Annotated in this window: 18 protein-coding genes and 1 other annotated feature; of the genes, 16 read left to right on the forward strand and 2 right to left on the reverse strand. The window is 41.3% G+C overall.

What is annotated here, in order from left to right; genetic code table 11:
- Window positions 1-17: 17 nt before the first annotated feature.
- Window positions 18-234, forward strand: a binding site (T-box leader).
- Between the two features lie 114 nt (window positions 235-348).
- The 13 genes from trpX (at window position 349) to D8854_RS00465 (ending at window position 11,452) form a co-directional block, all read left to right on the forward strand.
- Window positions 349-1,344 carry a tryptophan ABC transporter substrate-binding protein gene (gene trpX, locus D8854_RS00405; RefSeq protein ID WP_125448915.1) on the forward strand — a complete coding sequence of 332 codons (996 nt, stop codon included), beginning with the start codon at window positions 349-351 and terminating at the stop codon, window positions 1,342-1,344.
- Window positions 1,345-1,409: 65 nt separating this feature from the next.
- The gene (locus D8854_RS00410) at window positions 1,410-2,276 is read left to right on the forward strand and encodes an ABC transporter permease (RefSeq protein ID WP_000637255.1); all 867 of its coding nucleotides are present in this window, start codon (window positions 1,410-1,412) and stop codon (window positions 2,274-2,276) included.
- Window positions 2,273-3,031, forward strand: coding sequence for an ABC transporter ATP-binding protein (locus D8854_RS00415; protein WP_125448917.1), 759 nt, complete (start codon window positions 2,273-2,275; stop codon window positions 3,029-3,031). The genes D8854_RS00410 and D8854_RS00415 overlap by 4 nt, the downstream gene beginning before the upstream one ends.
- 164 nt (window positions 3,032-3,195) lie before the next feature.
- Window positions 3,196-3,627, forward strand: coding sequence for a hypothetical protein (locus tag D8854_RS00420; protein WP_125448919.1), 432 nt, complete (start codon window positions 3,196-3,198; stop codon window positions 3,625-3,627).
- 169 nt (window positions 3,628-3,796) lie between these two features.
- A complete protein-coding gene (gene dnaG / locus D8854_RS00425; protein ID WP_125448921.1) occupies window positions 3,797-5,557 on the forward strand; it encodes a DNA primase in 1,761 nt (586 codons plus the stop codon).
- 2 nt (window positions 5,558-5,559) lie between these two features.
- Entirely contained in the window at window positions 5,560-6,669 is a 1,110-nt protein-coding gene (gene rpoD, locus D8854_RS00430) for an RNA polymerase sigma factor RpoD (protein ID WP_125448923.1), read from the forward strand.
- A 14-nt stretch (window positions 6,670-6,683) separates the two neighbouring features.
- Window positions 6,684-7,013, forward strand: a complete 330-nt coding sequence (locus D8854_RS00435) for a metal-sulfur cluster assembly factor (RefSeq protein ID WP_000331932.1) — start codon at window positions 6,684-6,686, stop codon at window positions 7,011-7,013.
- A 104-nt stretch (window positions 7,014-7,117) separates the two neighbouring features.
- The gene (locus D8854_RS00440; protein ID WP_398575002.1) at window positions 7,118-8,176 is read left to right on the forward strand and encodes a glycosyltransferase family 4 protein; all 1,059 of its coding nucleotides are present in this window, start codon (window positions 7,118-7,120) and stop codon (window positions 8,174-8,176) included.
- Between the two features lie 3 nt (window positions 8,177-8,179).
- Window positions 8,180-9,496 carry a glycosyltransferase family 4 protein gene (locus tag D8854_RS00445; protein WP_038806168.1) on the forward strand — a complete coding sequence of 439 codons (1,317 nt, stop codon included), beginning with the start codon at window positions 8,180-8,182 and terminating at the stop codon, window positions 9,494-9,496.
- 22 nt (window positions 9,497-9,518) lie between these two features.
- Window positions 9,519-9,710: a PspC domain-containing protein gene (locus D8854_RS00450; RefSeq protein ID WP_068981976.1), complete on the forward strand. Its 192-nt coding sequence runs from the start codon at window positions 9,519-9,521 to the stop codon at window positions 9,708-9,710.
- 43 nt (window positions 9,711-9,753) lie between these two features.
- Window positions 9,754-9,888 (forward strand): DUF4044 domain-containing protein, encoded by a 135-nt coding sequence (locus D8854_RS00455; RefSeq protein WP_000863854.1) that lies wholly within the window; start codon window positions 9,754-9,756, stop codon window positions 9,886-9,888.
- A 70-nt stretch (window positions 9,889-9,958) separates the two neighbouring features.
- Window positions 9,959-11,269: a GTPase ObgE gene (obgE, locus tag D8854_RS00460; protein ID WP_125448925.1), complete on the forward strand. Its 1,311-nt coding sequence runs from the start codon at window positions 9,959-9,961 to the stop codon at window positions 11,267-11,269.
- 9 nt (window positions 11,270-11,278) lie between these two features.
- Complete coding sequence (locus D8854_RS00465) at window positions 11,279-11,452, forward strand: hypothetical protein (RefSeq protein ID WP_000502572.1); 174 nt, start codon at window positions 11,279-11,281, stop codon at window positions 11,450-11,452.
- Window positions 11,453-11,507: 55 nt separating this feature from the next.
- Here D8854_RS00465 and D8854_RS00470 read toward each other — a convergent pair whose 3' ends face one another.
- Together D8854_RS00470 and D8854_RS00475 are read right to left on the reverse strand one after the other, a co-directional pair.
- Window positions 11,508-11,978, reverse strand: coding sequence for an arginine repressor (locus tag D8854_RS00470; protein ID WP_001043006.1), 471 nt, complete (start codon window positions 11,976-11,978; stop codon window positions 11,508-11,510).
- A 16-nt stretch (window positions 11,979-11,994) separates the two neighbouring features.
- Window positions 11,995-14,268, reverse strand: coding sequence for a Xaa-Pro dipeptidyl-peptidase (locus D8854_RS00475; protein WP_125448927.1), 2,274 nt, complete (start codon window positions 14,266-14,268; stop codon window positions 11,995-11,997).
- Window positions 14,269-14,434: 166 nt separating this feature from the next.
- On the opposite strand from D8854_RS00475, the gene D8854_RS00480 reads away from it, so the two are divergent.
- The 3 genes from D8854_RS00480 to pyk all read left to right on the forward strand — a co-directional run bounded on the left by D8854_RS00480 (window position 14,435) and on the right by pyk (window position 20,197).
- On the forward strand, window positions 14,435-17,536 hold the full coding sequence (locus tag D8854_RS00480) for a DNA polymerase III subunit alpha (protein WP_125448929.1): 3,102 nt from the start codon (window positions 14,435-14,437) through the stop codon (window positions 17,534-17,536).
- Window positions 17,537-17,617: 81 nt separating this feature from the next.
- Entirely contained in the window at window positions 17,618-18,625 is a 1,008-nt protein-coding gene (pfkA, locus tag D8854_RS00485; RefSeq protein WP_000820881.1) for a 6-phosphofructokinase, read from the forward strand.
- A 66-nt stretch (window positions 18,626-18,691) separates the two neighbouring features.
- Window positions 18,692-20,197, forward strand: a complete 1,506-nt coding sequence (pyk, locus tag D8854_RS00490) for a pyruvate kinase (protein WP_125448931.1) — start codon at window positions 18,692-18,694, stop codon at window positions 20,195-20,197.
- Window positions 20,198-20,218: the final 21 nt, after the last annotated feature.

Below are 20,218 nucleotides of genomic sequence, written 5' to 3' on the forward strand. Positions count from 1 at the left end.
TTGAAAAATGATATAATTTAAATATTCAGAAAGTAATCATACTCATTTTTTAGAGAATCTGTGGTTGGTGGAAACAGATAAATGAAAGTGATGAAAATTGGGCTGAATGTACTTAAGAATTTGAAATCATAAAAATTCGGTGAGCACACCTTACAGTGCAACTCGTGATTGCGAGAAAGAGCGATAGGGATATTCCCTATAATTGAGGTGGCACCGCGCATCGACGTCCTCACACAAGTTTTTTGTGTGAGGACTTTTTTGTTGGAGGAAACTGATGGAATTTAAACGATGGCGTCGCTTGTTTTAAGTGAAAAGAGTATAGTACAAGTGATTTAAAGGAGAAAAAATATGAAAAATAAACGATTAATTGGAATTATTGCTGGATTAGCAGTATTGGTGGTGGCTAGCTTGATTTATTCATCTATGAACAAGCCAGTAGCTAAGGAAGAGCAAAAGGTTGCTAAGGTTGGTGTCCTTCAATTTGTTAGTCACCCATCCTTGGACTTGATTTACCAAGGAATTCAAGATGGACTAGCTGAAGAAGGCTATAAGGACGACCAAGTAAAAATCGACTTTATGAACTCTGAAGGTGATCAGAGCAAGGTTGCAACCATGAGTAAACAATTGGTAGCAAATGGAAACGATGTTGTTGTTGGGATTGCAACACCAGCTGCTCAAGGACTTGCTAGTGCTACAAAAGACCTACCTGTTATTATGGCTGCTATTACAGACCCGATCGGTGCTAACTTGGTCAAAGATTTGAAAAAACCAGGTGGCAACATCACAGGGGTGTCAGACCACAACCCAGCTGAACAACAAGTGGAATTGATTAAAACTTTGACACCAAATGTCAAAACAATCGGCGCTCTTTACTCAAGTAGCGAAGATAACTCAAAAACACAGGTAGAAGAATTCAAGGCTTATGCTGAAAAAGCAGGTTTGACAGTCGAAACATTTGCCGTTCCATCAACTAACGAAATTGCTTCAACAGTTAATGTAATGACAAGCAAGGTCGATGCAATCTGGGTTCCAATTGACAACACCATTGCATCCGCATTCTCAACAGTTGTTTCAAGCAACCAAACAGCTAAAAAGCCAATCTACCCAAGTGCCACTGCCATGGTAGAAGCAGGTGGATTAGCATCTGTAGTAGTTGACCAACACGATCTTGGAGTGGCTACTGGTAAAATGATTGCCAAAGTTTTGAAAGGTGAAAAACCAGCTGATACGCCAGTTAATGTCTTCTCAACTGGTAAGTCAGTGATTAACAAAAAACTAGCGCAGGAACTTGGTATCACCATTCCTGAGTCCGTCCTAAAAGCAGCAGGACAAGTGATTGAATAAAGATAAAGGAGGAGTTGGGGACATCTCCTCCCATTTTTACTAAAGAAAGAAATGAGTGAAAGATTATGATAGTATCCATTATTTCTCAGGGAATGGTCTGGGCGATTTTAGGTTTGGGAATCTTTATGACTTTTCGAATTTTGAATTTTCCAGATATGACTACTGAAGGCTCTTTTCCTCTTGGGGGAGCAGTAGCTGTAACCTTGATAACACAGGGAGTCAATCCGTTTTTAGCAACCTTAGCTGCAGTAGGGGCGGGCTGTCTAGCTGGAATGGCGACAGGTCTCTTATATACCAAAGGAAAAATCCCAACCCTCTTATCAGGGATTTTGGTCATGACTTCCTGCCATTCCATCATGCTCATGATCATGGGACGTGCCAATCTGGGGCTTCTTGGAACCAAGCAAATTCAGGATGTCTTGCCTTTTGATTCGGACCTTAATCAACTCCTGACTGGATTAATCTTTGTTGCTCTTGTTATTGGTCTCATGCTCTTTTTCCTTGATACTAAACTAGGTCAAGCCTACATCGCTACAGGTGATAATCCTGATATGGCTCGTAGTTTTGGTATCAATACTGGACGTATGGAACTCATGGGCTTGGTTCTCTCAAATGGGATTATCGCGCTTGCAGGGGCCTTAATTGCTCAACAAGAAGGATATGCGGATGTTTCACGAGGTATCGGGGTTATCGTAGTTGGTCTTGCTAGCTTGATTATTGGTGAGGTATTGTTTAAGAGTTTGACTCTGGCAGAGCGCCTCATGACCATCGTCGTTGGCTCTATCGCCTATCAGTTCCTCGTCTGGGGAGTGATTGCTCTTGGATTTAACACAAGTTATCTTCGTTTATACAGCGCCTTGATTTTGGCAGTTTGCCTTATGATTCCAACCTTCAAAAGCAAATACTTGAAAGGAGTCAAGTTTAGCAAATGACAGCAATTGTAGAATTAAAAAATGCTACCAAAGTCATCACAAATGGCTTTGATGAGGAAAAAATCATTCTGAATGATGTTTCTCTTGAAATTTTTGAACATGATTTTATTACCATCCTAGGAGGGAATGGAGCTGGAAAGTCAACACTTTTTAACACTATTGCAGGTACCTTACCTTTAACAAGTGGAAGTATCCGTATCATGGGCGAGGACGTGACGCATTTTTCACCTGAAAAGCGGGCTAAGTACTTGTCTCGTGTCTTTCAGGATCCTAAGATGGGTACGGCTCCCCGTATGACGGTGGCGGAAAATCTCTTGATTGCCAAGTTTCGTGGTGAGAAGAGAGGACTCCTTCCTAGAAGACTTTCAAGCCATAGGGAAGAGTTTCAGGCTACCATTGAAAAAGTGGGAAATGGTCTTGAAAAGCATCTAGATACTCCGATTGAGTTTCTATCAGGTGGACAACGTCAGGCCTTGAGTCTCTTGATGGCAACCTTGAAGCGACCAGAGTTGCTCTTGTTGGATGAACACACAGCAGCTCTTGACCCAAAAACAAGTGTGGCCTTGATGGAACTAACAGATGACTTTGTCAGCAAGGATCATCTGACAGCCTTGATGATTACTCACCATATGGAAGATGCTCTCAAGTATGGAAATCGCTTGATCGTTATGAAAGATGGACAAATCATCCAAGATTTGAATAAGGATGAAAAAGCCAAGATGAAAATTTCCGATTACTATCAACTTTTTGAGTAGATAATTTTTAAATCAAGCATCCTTAAAAACTTAGAAGTAGGCTTTTGCTTCTAAGTTTTTTGGTGAATTTTAAATATTACTGTTTTTTCCTATTCATCAGTTTTACTTTGGAGTATAATCAGTATAAGAATCTTAAACATTGATAAAAGTAAGGAGATAAAAATATGGCTTACACACAAGAAGATTTTCAAGAATGGATTTTTCAAATTGGATTTAAGATGGACTATTTTACTAGGGAGTTTGCTGAGGAACAAGGCCTTCATTTAGACTATAGCATGCAGTCTTTGGATGATTTGGAGGCTTGGATCTTGGCTCACTACGATGACCACCATGCTTTGATAGCAGACCGAAAGATGTTGGATTATTTGACCGTTTATATCGGTGAAACCTTCCGTAAGCACCTAGGAGGTAAATGGTTTATTGACCTTAAAAATAAAAAGAACGCCTATTATTCTATGCCTATATTGACTGATCCATCCTATAGAGGAGTGGTATACAAAGCACCATTGACTTATGCAACGGCTTGCATTAGTAGAAAAGATGGTCAGTATATTAGCAGGATATTGAAAAATAACCTCGAAAATCAAGTGAAATAGTCTTTAATTTCTTTGCAAAGAGTAGAAAATTTGCTCAGAAGATACAGTTTTTCATGATAGCTGGAAACTTATGAAATAGTCTCATGCAAAAGGTATGAAATGGTTTACTTTTTTTCAGAAATAAAGTATACTATATAAAGTAAACTGTGATAAAATGGAGGTATTGTCTATGGTTGACAAGAGAGTCATCGAAGAGATCAAAAACAATACCAATATTGTCGAAATCATAGGAGAAGTGATTTCTTTACAAAAGGCTGGACGGAACTATTTGGGGCTCTGTCCTTTTCATGGTGAAAAGACCCCCTCTTTCAACGTTGTGGAAGACAAGCAGTTTTATCACTGTTTTGGATGTGGGCGCTCAGGAGATGTCTTTAAGTTCATCGAAGAATACCAAGGTGTGTCCTTTATGGAAGCCGTTCAGCTCTTAGGTGAGCGCGTCGGTATTCAACTAGCTATGCCTATACAGTCTCGTCCTCAACAGGCTTCCCCTCATCAAGCTCTATATGATATGCATGAAGAAGCCGCACGCTTTTACCATGCCATCCTCATGACAACCAAGATGGGAGAAGAAGCAAGGGCTTATCTCTACAAACGCGGATTGACAGATGATGTTCTGAAGCACTTCCAGATTGGACTGGCTCCAGCCGAGAGAACCTATCTCTATCAACGTTTAGCTGACAAGTTTGAGGAAAAGGATTTATTGGATTCGGGGCTGTTTTATTTGTCTGATGACAATCAGTTCTTGGATACCTTTTTCGGACGTATTATCTTTCCTTTGACCAATGACAAGGGGCAGGTTATTGCCTTTTCTGGTCGTATCTGGCAAGAAACGGATAGTCAGACTGCCAAATATAAAAATAGTCGCTCGACTGCAATTTTTAACAAGAGTTACGAATTGTATCATTTGGATAAGGCAAAAAAGGGAACAGGTAAGATCACAGAACTCTATCTGATGGAAGGCTTCATGGATGTTATCGCGGCCTACCGTGCTGGTATAGAAAATGCTGTGGCTTCCATGGGAACAGCCTTAAGCAAGGAGCATGTTGATCACCTCAAACGCTTCACCAAAAAGATAGTTCTCAGCTATGATGGTGACAAGGCAGGACAGGCAGCGACAGCCAAAGCTCTGGAAGAATTAAATGATTTCTCAGTGGAGGTCGTTCGAGTACCTGATGCCATGGACCCAGATGAGTATTTGCAAAAGAATTCTGCTGAAGACCTGGCCTACCTTTTAACCAAGACTCGGATTAGTCCCATAGAGTTCTATATTCACCAACTCAAGCCAGAAAATAGTGATAACTTGCAGGCGCAAATTGAGTTCATTGAAAAGATTGCGCCCTTAATTGCCAAAGAAAAGTCTATCACTGCCCAGAATTCTTATATCCACATTCTAGCAGATAATCTACCTTCTTTTGATTACCAGCAGGTGGAGCAGATTGTAAATGAAAGTCGGATTGTTCAGAGGCAGGAAAGAGTTAAAGAGGAGCAACCTCCAGCAGCGATTAGTTTACCTGTGACGCGGCAACTGACAGCAGTCATGAGAGCAGAGGCTCATCTCCTCTATAGGATGGCTGAGAACCCAGTTGTTTTGAATGATTATCGATTAAGAGAAGATTTTTTCTTTGATACCCCAGAATTTCAGATTCTTTACGAATTATTAAGTAAGCAGGGAGAAATCGGCTCAGAGGAGCTTTCTCATCAGACACCTGAAGTTGAAAATGCTTGGTACCATGTTCTTGGTCTAGATTTGCCAGCTGAGATGTCGCCTGAAGAACTTTCTGAAGTCGAAGCGACTCGAAACCGTGCCCTCCTCAGCAAGGACAACTTACGAATTAAAAAGAAAGTGCAAGAAGCTAGTCATGTAGGAGATACAGACACTGCCTTGGAAGAATTGCAACGATTGATTTCCCAAAAGAGAAGAATGGAGTAATAATGGTAACAAAACAAAAAGAAGTAACCACATTTGACGTGCAAGTAGCAGACTTTATCCGTAACCACAAAAAAACAGGAACAGCAACAGATGACGAAATCAATTCAAGTCTGGTTATTCCTTTTACCCTAGATGCAGACGGTATTGAAGACCTTTTGCAACGGATTCAGGATGCTGGGATTTCCATCACAGATAACGAGGGAAATCCAAGTGCGCGTGTGCTTAGTGCAGAAGAAGAACCAGAACTCAGTGATGAGGACTTGATTGGCTCAACTTCAGCCAAGGTTAATGATCCAGTCCGTATGTATTTGAAGGAAATCGGGGTTGTTCCTCTCTTGACCAACGAAGAAGAAAAGGAATTGGCCCTAGCTGTTGAGGCTGGTGATATTGAAGCCAAACAACGTCTTGCCGAAGCCAACCTTCGTTTGGTGGTTTCTATCGCTAAGCGCTACGTAGGGCGTGGCATGCAGTTTCTTGACTTGATCCAAGAAGGAAACATGGGCTTGATGAAGGCCGTGGACAAGTTTGACTATTCAAAAGGATTCAAGTTTTCTACGTATGCAACCTGGTGGATTCGTCAGGCGATTACCCGTGCCATCGCTGATCAGGCACGTACCATTCGTATCCCTGTCCACATGGTGGAAACGATTAACAAGCTTGTCCGTGAACAGCGAAATCTCCTTCAAGAATTGGGACAAGATCCGACACCTGAACAAATTGCTGAGCGTATGGATATGACACCTGACAAGGTCCGTGAAATCTTGAAAATCGCCCAAGAACCAGTATCTCTTGAAACACCGATCGGTGAAGAGGACGATAGCCATCTTGGGGACTTTATCGAAGACGAAGTGATTGAAAATCCAGTAGACTACACGACTCGTATCGTTTTGCGTGAGCAGTTGGATGAGGTTTTGGATACTCTTACAGACCGTGAAGAAAACGTCTTGCGCTTGCGCTTCGGCCTAGACGATGGGAAAATGCGCACTCTTGAAGATGTTGGGAAAGTCTTTAACGTGACTCGTGAGCGTATCCGTCAGATTGAGGCTAAGGCTTTGAGAAAATTGCGCCAACCAAGTCGCAGCAAACCGCTTCGTGATTTTATTGAAGACTAAGAGTGAGGAATAACATGGCTTATACAGAAGAGCAAATTGAAACGATCAAAACACGCATTTTAAATGCCTTGGAAGAAGTAATTGACCCTGAGTTGGGGATTGATATTGTTAATCTAGGTTTGATTTATGAAATTCGTTTTGATGGTGAAACAGGTCACACTGAAATTGATATGACCTTGACAACTATGGGCTGCCCACTGGCTGACCTTTTGACAGACCAGATACACGATGCGATGACAGAGGTGCCTGAGGTAACCAATACCGAGGTCAAATTGGTCTGGTATCCAGCTTGGACGGTTGAAAAAATGAGCCGATACGCACGTATCGCCCTAGGAATTAAATAAAGACTAAGAAAAATGAGAGAGACGATTGGAAAATAAGGTAATTTTATCCTTTTTCCTTTGGTCTCTTCTTTCTTTTGCTGATTTTCTAGAAATAAAATGGTATAATGAAAGGTATGGAAAACGAAAAATTGCGTATTAATATGCTAAGTTCAAGTGAAAAAGTGGCTGGTCAAGGAGTGTCAGGAGCTTATCGAGAATTGGTTAGTCTCCTTCACCGCGATGCCAAAGACCAGTTGATTGTTACGGAGAATCTTCCTGTAGAGGCAGATGTAACTCATTTTCACACCATTGATTTCCCTTATTATTTATCTACATTCCAAAAGAAGCGATCTGGGAGAAAAATTGGCTATGTGCATTTTTTGCCTGATACGCTTGAGGGGAGTTTGAAAATTCCATTTTTCTTAAAGGGAATTATCAAACGCTATGTTTTTTCATTTTACAACCGAATGGAACACTTGGTGGTGGTCAATCCCATGTTTATCGAGGATTTAGTAGCTGCTGGTATTCCACGTGAAAAAGTAACCTATATTCCAAACTTTGTAAATAAGGAAAAATGGCATCCACTGCCAGCTGACCAAGTAGCAAAACTTCGTCAGGAAATGGATTTAGCCGAAGATCAGTTTGTTGTTGTCGGTGCAGGTCAGGTTCAGAAACGTAAAGGAATTGATGACTTTATCCGCCTTGCGGAGGAATTGCCAGAAATTACATTTATCTGGGCTGGTGGTTTTTCATTTGGTGGGATGACAGATGGTTATGAACGCTATAAAAAAATCATGGAGAATCCACCTAAAAATCTAATTTTCCCAGGTATTGTTTCTCCAGAGCGAATGCGAGAACTCTACGCTTTAGCGGATCTCTTCTTGCTACCAAGTTACAACGAATTATTCCCCATGACTATCTTAGAAGCAGCTAGTTGTGAAGCACCGATTATGTTGAGGGATTTAGATCTATACAAGGTTATTCTTGAAGGGAACTATCGTGCTACAAGTGATGTTTCAGAGATGAAAGAAGTTATTCTCGAATACAAAAATCATCCTGAAAAGTTGAAAGACTTAAAAGAAAAAGCTAGAGAGATTTCTAAAGAGTATTCCGAGGAGCATTTACTGGAAATTTGGTTGAAGTTCTATCGGGAGCAGGCGGCTTTGGGCAAAAAAGTGAGGTAATTTATGCGAATTGGTTTATTTACTGACACTTATTTCCCTCAGGTTTCTGGGGTTGCGACTAGTATTCGAACCTTAAAGACAGAGCTTGAAAAGCAAGGACATGCAGTTTTTATCTTTACAACAACAGATAAGGATGTGAACCGCTACGAGGATTGGCAAATTATCCGAATTCCGAGTGTTCCCTTCTTTGCATTTAAGGATCGACGTTTTGCTTATCGTGGATTTACAAAGGCACTTGAAATTGCCAAACAGTATCAGCTAGATATCATTCATACGCAAACAGAGTTTTCACTAGGTTTGCTAGGGATTTGGATTGCGCGAGAATTGAAAATTCCTGTTATTCATACCTACCACACTCAGTACGAAGATTATGTGCATTATATTGCGAAGGGGATGCTGATTCGGCCAAGTATGGTAAAATATCTGGTACGGGGCTTCCTTCACGATGTTGATGGAGTGATTTGTCCTAGTGAGATTGTTCGGGACCTGCTATCTAAGTACAAAGTCAAGGTTGAAAAGCGGGTTATCCCAACTGGTATTGAGCTAGCTAAATTCGAACGACCAGAGATTAAAGAAGAGAATTTAGCTTCCCTTCGATCTAAACTTGGGATTAAAGAAGACGAGAAAATGTTACTGAGTCTTTCTCGTATCTCCTTTGAGAAGAATATCCAAGCTGTTCTAGTCGCCTTTGCACAGGTTTTGAAAGAAGAAGACAAGGTGAAACTGGTTGTTGCTGGTGACGGTCCTTATTTGGACAGTCTGAAAGAACAAGCAATCAAATTGCAAATTCAAGATCAGGTGATTTTTTCTGGAATGATTGCCCCAAGTGAAACAGCCCTGTACTACAAGGCGGCAGATTTCTTTATCTCTGCATCCACTAGTGAAACCCAAGGTTTGACTTATCTAGAGAGTCTAGCCAGTGGAACTCCTGTCATCGCTCATGGCAATCCTTATCTGGATAATTTGATCAGTGACAAAATGTTTGGAACCCTCTACTATGGAGAGCAGGAGCTTGCAGGTGCCATTTTGGAGGCTTTGATCGCCACTCCAGATATGGATGAGCAAAAATTATCTGACAAGTTGTATGAGATTTCGGCTGAGAATTTTGGGAAACGAGTTCATGAGTTTTATCTTGATGCTATTATTTCAAATAATTTTGAACAAGAATTGCTTGACGGAGAACCAATGAGTCAACGTTTTCTAAAGACCATTTTATATCTCCCTCAACAAGCAGTCAGCGCACCTGTAAAAGAATCTAAACGCATTCTGAAGGCGTCTAAAAAACAGTTGTCCAGTATGCGAGACTACTGGAGAGATTAGTAAAAATATAGGAGAATAAAATATGGCAAAAAGATTTATGAGAAGTGGTAGAGACCAAAAAATTGGAGGCGTTTGCGCAGGTGTAGCCCACTATTTTGATATTGACCCCACTATTGTCCGTGTGATTTGGGGGGTTCTTGCCTTTTGTTATGGGGCAGGGGTACTTGCTTACTTGATTTTATGGGTAATTGCACCTGTTTCTAGCGAATATTAAAAGAGAAACAGAATAGAACAAAGAGAAATGAAAAGGAGTCCAAATGGCTTTTGGAGATAATGGAAAACGTAAAAAAACAATGTTTGAAAAAGTAACGCTTTTTGTCGTGCTAATTATGTTGTTTGTAACCCTTGCTGGTATCTTTGCGACTGCGCTTGGAGCTTTTAGCAGATTCTAAGCGAGTTGCTAAGATAGAAACAATAACTAATGACTGGATTTTCCAGTCCTTTTTAAAGCGAGAAGAAAATATGAGTATGTTTTTAGATACAGCCAAGATCAAGGTCAAGGCTGGTAATGGTGGCGATGGTATGGTTGCCTTTCGCCGTGAAAAATATGTCCCGAATGGCGGTCCTTGGGGTGGCGATGGCGGACGTGGTGGTAACGTTGTTTTCGTTGTAGACGAAGGCTTGCGTACCTTGATGGATTTCCGCTATAACCGCCATTTCAAGGCCGAATCCGGTGAAAAAGGGATGACTAAAGGAATGCACGGACGTGGGGCAGAAGATCTTCGTGTTCGCGTGCCACAGGGGACTACTGTACGTGATGCAGAAACAGGTAAAGTCATTACAGACTTGATTGCACATGGTCAAGAATTTATCGTGGCTCATGGCGGTCGAGGTGGTCGAGGAAACATCCGTTTTGCGACACCAAAAAATCCTGCACCTGAAATCTCTGAGAATGGAGAACCAGGTCAAGAACGTGAGTTGCAACTGGAATTAAAAATCTTGGCGGATGTCGGCTTGGTCGGTTTCCCATCTGTTGGAAAGTCCACTCTGCTTAGTGTCATTACTTCAGCTAAACCAAAAATCGGTGCTTACCACTTTACGACAATTGTGCCAAATTTAGGTATGGTTCGTACCCAATCAGGTGAATCCTTTGCAGTAGCTGATTTACCAGGTTTGATTGAAGGGGCTAGTCAGGGAGTCGGTCTGGGAACTCAGTTCCTCCGTCATATCGAACGTACACGAGTTATCCTCCATGTCATCGATATGTCAGCTAGCGAAGGACGTGATCCTTATGAGGACTACCTTGCTATCAATAAGGAATTAGAATCCTATAACCTTCGTCTCATGGAACGTCCGCAGATCATCGTAGCCAACAAGATGGATATGCCTGAAAGTCAGGAAAATCTAAAAACTTTTAAGGAAAAGTTGGCAGCAAACTACGATGAGTTTGAAGAACTTCCAGCAATCTTCCCTATTTCTGGTTTGACTAAGCAAGGTTTGGCGCCCCTTTTGGATGCGACAGCTGAATTGTTGGATAAGACTCCTGAGTTCTTGCTCTATGACGAGTCTGATATGGAAGAAGAAGCTTACTATGGCTTTGATGAGGAAGAAAAAGCCTTTGAAATTAGCCGTGACGATGATGCTACATGGGTTCTTTCTGGTGAAAAACTCATGAAACTCTTTAACATGACCAACTTTGACCGTGATGAGTCTGTCATGAAGTTTGCTCGTCAGCTTCGTGGTATGGGGGTTGACGAAGCCCTTCGTGCGCGTGGAGCCAAGGATGGAGATCTGGTCCGAATCGGTAAATTTGAGTTTGAATTTGTAGACTAGGAGATTGATATGGGAGATAAACCGATATCATTCCGAGATGCAGATGGGAATTTTGTTTCTGCAGCAGATGTATGGAATGAAAAGAAACTAGAAGAATTGTTTAATCGTCTTAATCCCAAACGTGCTCTTCGATTGGCACGAGAAAAAAAAGACAATGAGAAGGCTGATAAAGAAGAAAAATAGCCTATCGTTATTGATAAAAGAGAACCCCGTGATTGTATTCATCACGGGGAATTTTTTAGTCATTGAAGAAAAATGGTGGCGCAAATTTTTTAAGAATTTCAAAGCAAGTCTGTGCTTCTTCAGCGTTTTCACAGATAAGAAGGCAGACATCATCACCACATACGGTAGCAATGATTTGTTTAAAATTGAGAGCATCAAGAACAGCTCCAAACGATTGGGCAAGGCCTGGCAAGGTTTTGAGGACAACCTGATGCTGGACAGGGCGTAGCATGACCAAGCCATCTTCCATATAGTTTTCCAAGCGTTTTTCCCACTTGGAGATGGAGCCAGTATTTAAAACATAATAAGAATGATCTGCTTCGCGAACCTTTGATAGATTCATGGTTTTGATATCGCGTGAGAGAGTGGCCTGTGTGACTTGGATGTCGTTTTCAGCTAGTAAAGCTTGCAACTCTGCCTGTGTATGAATCTTATTTTTAGCTACAAGTGCACGGATGAGTTGGTGTCTATGTTCAGATTTATTCATATGAGGCTGGCTCCTTTTATGAGGGGATGGTGATAGAAGACTGTGTTAAATCAATAGTTAAGTGATAGTCTGTATTATCTCGAATTGTAATTTCAAAGTCTGTTGTATAGAGAACAAGGCGAAGTGTGTCACCTTTTTTCAGCTTGTAAATCGTAGGTTGTAGGGCAAATTGGATTTCCATCCATTTTTCAGCTTCTATGCTCTCAACAGTTAGTAAATCATTTCGATTTTGTAAATTAAGGTAGCCTTTGGTGATGACACGTTGGGCGCTTGGAGTAAATGGCAGTTCACAGAGATTTTCTAACATGTGGTAACGGCCATTATCAATGGTTCTAGCACTTAAAACAGCTGGATAAGGCTGCAGATATTTCTTTTGTCCAAGTTCTAGCAGTTGAGCTGATAATAAGCCCTTGTTTGTATTTGATTTGACACGAAGTTTCAGCTCCACTCGCCCATTTAAGTGAATGTCTTGACTTACTGGAAGGTCAATGGTGATCTGATTAGCTTTTCCTTGGTAAAGTTCTGTGTTGAAAGTCTGGTAAGTCTTGCCATAACGGTCAAAATCCTTTTGATCATACTGGTTTTGAATCACTTTTTCTTCAGTTCCAAGAGAGAATGTATGCAGTTCATCCTGTTTGCCAAAGTCATCAAGACCTTGCCATTTTTGCGGTGCGATATTGTCCTGCCAGATAACAGTAGGAAGTTGATAGCTTGAGTCAAGTCCTAACAATTTCTTGCTTAAGAGGGCATTCATGGACTCTCGGAAGTCAATTGACTGCCAGTTATTCATATAAACATGAGCCCCATGATGGAAAAAGAGGTGCTTGCGAATATTGTCAGGAAGAGCATGAAACATCTGATATACGTGAAGTGGTTTAACGTTCCAATCCTGAGAACCATGCGTAAAGACTACCTCAGCTTTAACCTTGTGAGCATTGAGCAGATAGTTACGGTCATGCCAAAACTGATTGTAGTCACCAGTCTTGCGATCCAATTGCTCTTTTACCTTTTCTAAGTCCGCTTGATGAGCTTCATTAGCACGAATATAGTCACCAGCTAGGAGATTGCGGGAGTAGGTAAGCTCAGCAAGTGAGTCAAAATCCTCACCTGGGTAACCACCTGGGCTAGTCACCAGACCATTTTCACGATAGTAGTTATACCAAGAGGAAATACCTGCTTCTGCGATGATCACTTCTAAGCCATCAACACCTGTGGTCGCGAGACCATTGGACATGGTACCTAGATAGGAAATACCTGTTGTTGCGACTTTTCCGTTTGACCAATCAGCCTTGATTTGACGTTTGCGTGTGTGATCCGTGAAAGCACGGCAACGGCCATTAAGCCAGTCAATCACATTTTTATATGCTTCAATCTGCTGGTAGTCCCCATTGGTCATGAGCCCTTGAGAATCTTTGGTTCCAACACCCGATACATAGAGATTGGCAAATCCACGTGGGAGGAAGTAGTCATTTAGAGTATATGAGCTATTGATGTGAGATAGCTTTTCTTCAGCTTCTGAGACGACTTCTGCTTGACCATGAGGTTCGACAAAATCAATCTCAGGCTCCTCAAGCTCAATGGTGTGGGCAGGTTTGACCTCAAGCACCCCTTCCATCTTGTAGAGAGCCTTGTCGCTGGCTTTGTCGTTGGTCCCTTGGTGATAAGGGCTTGCAGTCATAAGAGCAGGAACTTGTCCATCATAACAAGGGCGAATAATGCTGACCTTGACTAAATCAGGGAGTCCGTCTTTATCAGTATCCACACGGCTCTCAACATACACGACTTCACGAATGACATCATGAGTAGAGAAGGTTGCTAAGCTTTTACCGTTAAAGTAGTGGTAGTGATTATCTTCTGAAATGAGTCCATCACTAACAAGCTGGTCAATGAGCGTATTTCCCTTTTTGGTACGAGTGTTGAGCAAATGGTAGAGGTTTTCAATCAAATCTCCATAAATAATAGGAAATCCAGTTTCTTTACGGAATTGTTCGGCATCCTCAAAGTCAACAAGATAGCTAAATCCTAAAAGTTGAAAAGCTACAGTATAAAAAATCTCAGGAGTCAGGTCACAATCTGACTGAAAGAAGGTAAGGAGATCAGTCTCCTTGTCTGCTGCTAAGACGGACAAAGGATAGTCGGTATTTTTATAAGTGAAAAAATTCCAGCGGACAAATTGTTCAAGTTGTTTTTTTGATGCTTGTTCTGGTGCCAACCTCACACCAAGCTGGGATAACTCGCGCAAAACTTGCGAATGAGAAACGTGAAGATAGCTGAATTGATTAAAACGCATGGCGCTCTCCTTTAGAAATATTCTAAATTTAGTATATCAAAAATAAGGTAAAAAAGATATTGTTGGCCTGTGATGAAGTCACTTTAAAAGGAATGATCTTCTACCTTTTCATTCTAGTTTTTAAAATGGTATAATAGTACTATATCTAAAGCAAGGAGGAGAAGAAATGATTGCACAACTCGACACCAAGACTGTTTATAGTTTTATGGAAAGTGTGGTTTCAATTGAAAAATACGTACAAATGGCTAAAGAATACGGCTATTCTCACCTTGCTATCATGGATGTGGATAATCTCTATGGAGCCTATCATTTTCTAGAAGCAACTCGTAAGCATGGCATTCAACCTTTAATTGGTCTAGAAATGACCTTGGTCAAAGATGAGGACAATATTTCTCTTCGTTTTCTAGCCCTATCCACTAAAGGTTATCAAGAGTTGATGAAGTTATCCACTTTAAAAATGACTGGACGGAAAAATTGGTCTGACTTCACCCCCCACCTCGAGGATGTGGCCATTATTGTTCCCTATTTTGAGGGGATCGAACAGTTAGATTTAGGCTATGACTATTATATCGGTGTTAGTCCAGATACTCCTCAAGAAGTTTTTACCAGACCCATTCTTCCACTGTATCAAGTCAATTCTTTTGAAAAAGAAGATATTCAAGTTTTGCAAATTTTGTCAGCAGTCAAGGATAATGTCAGCCTAAGAGAAGTGGATCTGCATTCACAACAAGGAATCTTTTTACCAGCCTCAGACTTGGAAGCACGGTTTAAAAATCGCTTCCCTCAGGCGCTTGCCAATCTCCAAGGTCTGATAGAGAATGTAAGCTATCAAATCGACCCAAGTTTAAAACTCCCTCGCTTTAATCCTGAAAAACCAGCGGTAGAAGAACTTAGAGAGAGAGCTGAGAAAGGCTTGAGTGACAAGGGGCTAACCTCAGCTATCTATCGTGAGCGACTGAATGAAGAGTTGGCTGTGATTCATGATATGGGATTTGACGATTATTTCCTTGTAGTTTGGGATTTGCTCCGTTTTGGACGTTCCCAAGGCTACTATATGGGAATGGGGCGTGGTTCTGCGGTTGGTAGTCTGGTGGCTTATTCACTTGATATCACAGGAATTGACCCGGTTGAAAAGAATCTGATTTTCGAACGCTTTTTAAATCGTGAGCGCTACACCATGCCCGATATCGATATCGACATTCCTGACCTCTATAGACCAGAGTTCATTCGTTATGTCCGTGATCGCTATGGCAGCCAACACGTTGCGCAGATTGTCACTTATTCGACCTTTGGAGCAAAACAGGCAATTCGTGATGTTTTCAAACGCTATGGTGTTCCAGAGTACGAATTAACCAATATTACGAAAAAAATCAGTTTTCGAGATACGCTAACGACAGCCTATGAAAAGAATTTACAGTTTAGGCAGGTTATCAATAGTAAGATTGAATACCAAAAAGCTTTTGAGATTGCTCGAAAGATTGAAGGGTATCCTCGTCAGACCTCTATCCATGCAGCTGGTGTCGTTATGAGTGACCAAGATCTGACAGACTATATCCCGCTCAAATACGGTGAGGATATGCTGATAACCCAGTATGATGCTCATGGTGTTGAATCTAATGGCCTTTTAAAAATGGATTTCCTAGGTCTGCGTAACCTAACTTTTGTACAAAAAATGCAGGAAGTACTGGCTGACTCAGAAGGTATTCATCTAAAAATCGAAGAGATTGATTTGGAAGACAAAGAAACTCTGGCCCTCTTTGCTGCTGGAAATACCAAGGGGATTTTCCAATTTGAACAACCTGGAGCCATCCGACTGTTGAAACGAGTTCAGCCACAAGTCTTTGAAGAGGTAGTAGCCACAACCTCGCTCAACAGACCAGGAGCTAGTGATTATATTGATAATTTTGTCGCTCGTAAGCACGGCAAAGAAAAGGTGACGGTGCTGGATCCTGTCTTGGAGGACATTCTGTCATCAACCTACGGTATTATGCTCTACCAAGAGCAAGTCATGCAGGTAGCTCAGCGCTTTGGAGGTTTCAGTCTTGGTAAAGCTGACATTCTCAGACGAGCCATGGGTAAGAAAAATGCTAAAGAGATGCATTTGATGAAGGAAGATTTTATCACGGGAGCTATGAAATTGGGGCATACAGAAGAAAAGGCCAATCAAGTTTTTGCAGTGATGGAAAAGTTTGCAGGCTATGGATTTAACAGATCCCACGCTTATGCCTACTCAGCCCTGGCTTTTCAGCTTGCTTATTTCAAGACGCATTATCCTGCTATTTTCTTCCAAGTCATGTTGAATTATTCCAGTAGCGATTACATTGTGGATGCATTGCAGATGGGCTTTGAAGTAGCCCCGTTAGCAATCAATAGCATTCCCTATCACGATAAAATTGCTCAGAAGAAAATCTATCTTGGTCTAAAAGCTATTAAGGGCATGCCAAGAGATTTTTCTTACTGGATCATCGAAAATCGTCCTTTTTCAAGTGTGGAAGATTTCGTCACACGTCTTCCCAAGAATTACAAGAAACTGTCGCTTTTGACTCCTTTGGTTGAACTAGGGCTTTTTGATGAATTTGACAAGAATCGTCAGAAAATCTTAGTGAACCTACCAAACTTATTTGTTTTTGTTGAGGAGTTAGGCGGACTCTTTGCAGATACAAACTATAGCTGGACTGAGGCGGATGATTTTACGGAAGCAGAGAAATTTTACAAGGAGCAGGAACTAATCGGGGTTGGTATCAGTGCTCATCCTTTGCAAACACTTGCCAAACAAGCCCTTTATCCAACGGCACCCATTGCTACTCTCACTGAGGGGAGTCAAGCAACCCTTCTAGTTGAAGTGCAAAAACTAAAGGTGATTCGAACCAAGAAGGGCGAGAATATGGCCTTTCTACAGGTTCATGATAGTAAGTCTCGGATGGATGTGACTGTATTTTCGGATCAGTATCGAAAATTCGCCCCCATCCTATCCGAAGGGAAATTTTACTATATCAATGGGAAGATTCAATCTCGAGATGGTCGTCTGCAAATGATTGCACAAGATTTGAAAGAAGCAGTCGCTGAACGATTCTGGATTCAAGTTAAAAATCATGAAAATGATAAAGAGATTTCAAATATCCTAGAACAATACAAAGGCCCAATCCCTGTCATTATCAGGTATGAAGAGGAAGGAAAAACGGTTGTTTCTACACAACATTTTGTAAGAAAAGATTCTGCTCTAGAGGAAAAATTAGAGGGAATTGCTATGAAAACGATTTATCGCTAAAAATACGGAAAATAGAAGAATTTTCGATTTAAATGTGGTATAATCAGTAAGAATGTTAAAAGAAAAAGGAGCATAAACCAAATGAAACGTATTGCTGTTTTGACCAGTGGTGGAGACGCCCCTGGTATGAATGCTGCCATCCGTGCAGTAGTTCGCCAAGCAATCTCAGAAGGAATGGAAGTTTTTGGTATCTATGATGGATACGCAGGTATGGTTGCCGGTGAAATTTATCCGCTTGATGCTGCTTCAGTAGGAGACATCATTTCTCGTGGTGGTACTTTCCTTCATTCTGCTCGTTACCCTGAGTTTGCACAACTTGAAGGCCAACTTAAAGGGATTGAGCAATTGAAAAAACACGGTATCGAAGGAGTCGTAGTTATCGGTGGTGATGGTTCTTATCATGGAGCTATGCGCTTGACTGAGCATGGATTCCCTGCTATTGGACTTCCAGGTACAATCGATAACGATATCGTAGGTACTGACTTTACAATCGGATTTGATACTGCAGTTACGACTGCAATGGATGCGATTGATAAGATTCGTGATACATCATCAAGTCACCGTCGTACTTTCGTTGTTGAAGTAATGGGACGTAACGCTGGTGATATCGCTCTTTGGGCTGGTATCGCAACTGGTGCTGATGAAATTATCATCCCTGAAGAAGGCTTCAAGATGGAAGATATCGTAGCTAGTATCAAAGCTGGTTATGAGCACGGTAAAAAACACAACATTATCGTTTTGGCAGAAGGTGTTATGTCAGCAGCTGAATTTGGTCAAAAACTAAAAGAAGCAGGAGACACTAGTGACCTTCGTGTAACAGAACTTGGTCACATCCAACGTGGTGGATCACCAACTGCGCGTGACCGTGTATTGGCATCACGCATGGGGGCACACGCTGTTAAACTCCTTAAACAAGGAATCGGTGGTGTCGCTGTTGGTATCCGTAACGAAAAAATGGTTGAGAATCCAATCCTTGGTACAGCAGAAGAAGGAGCTTTGTTTAGCTTAACAGCTGATGGTAAGATCGTTGTTAACAACCCTCATAAAGCTGATCTTGAACTTTCTGATTTGAACAAGAGCTTGTCCTAATCAACTTTCATTAATTTGGTAACATGACCATAAAAGGTCGAATTATATAAAGGAGTCACAAAAATCATGAACAAACGTGTAAAAATCGTTGCAACTTTAGGTCCTGCGGTTGAAATCCGTGGTGGTAAAAAATTCGGTGAAGACGGATACTGGGGTGAAAAACTTGACGTTGAAGCTTCAGCAAAAAACATTGCTAAATTGATTGAAGCGGGAGCTAACACTTTCCGTTTCAACTTCTCACACGGTGACCACCAAGAACAAGGTGAACGTATGGCAACTGTTAAACTTGCAGAAAAACTTGCAGGTAAAAAAGTTGGTTTCCTTCTTGATACTAAAGGACCAGAAATCCGTACTGAATTGTTCGAAGGTGAAGCTAAAGAGTACTCATACAAAACTGGTGAAAAAATCCGTGTTGCAACTAAACAAGGAATCAAATCAACTCGTGAAGTGATTGCTTTGAACGTTGCTGGTGCTCTTGACATCTATGATGACGTTGAAGTTGGTCGCCAAGTATTGGTTGACGATGGTAAATTGGGTCTTCGCGTTGTTGCAAAAGACGATGCAACTCGTGAGTTTGAAGTTGAAGTTGAAAACGACGGAATTATCGCTAAACAAAAAGGTGTAAACATCCCTAACACTAAAATTCCTTTCCCAGCTCTTGCTGAACGTGATAACGATGATATCCGTTTCGGTTTGGAACAAGGTATCAACTTCATCGCGATTTCATTTGTACGTACTGCGAAAGACGTTAACGAAGTTCGTGCAATCTGTGAAGAAACTGGTAATGGTCACGTTCAATTGTTTGCGAAAATCGAAAACCAACAAGGTATTGACAACTTGGATGAAATCATTGAAGCTGCTGACGGTATCATGATCGCCCGTGGTGACATGGGTATTGAAGTACCATTCGAAATGGTTCCAGTTTACCAAAAAATGATTATTACAAAAGTAAATGCAGCTGGTAAAGTCGCTATCACAGCAACAAACATGCTTGAAACTATGACTGAAAAACCACGTGCAACGCGTTCAGAAGTATCAGATGTGTTTAACGCTGTTATCGACGGAACCGACGCTACAATGCTTTCAGGTGAGTCTGCAAATGGTAAATATCCACTTGAGTCTGTTCGTACAATGGCAACAATTGACAAGAATGCTCAAACTCTTTTAAAAGAATACGGTCGCTTGTCATCTGTTAACTTGTCACGTAATTCTAAGACTGAGGTTATGGCTTCAGCTGTTAAGGATGCGACAAATTCTATGAATATCAAGTTGGTGGTTACTCTTACTAAGACAGGTCACACTGCTCGTTTGATTTCTAAATACCGTCCAGATGCTGATATCTTGGCAATCACTTTCGATGAATTGACTCAGCGTGGTTTGATGCTTAACTGGGGAGTTATTCCAGTAACCACTGATCGCCCATCAAACACTGATGATATGTTTGATCTCGCTGAAAGAATTGCAGTTGAGCAAGGTTTGGTAGAATCTGGTGATGATATTGTTATCGTTGCAGGTGTACCACTTGGCGAAGCTGTTCGTACAAACACAATGCGCATCCGCACTGTACGCTAATCTAACACAAAAACCTATCAT

The sequence above is a fragment of the Streptococcus mitis genome, assembly GCF_003943905.1.
Taxonomy (GTDB): Bacteria; Bacillota; Bacilli; order Lactobacillales; family Streptococcaceae; genus Streptococcus; species Streptococcus mitis_BC.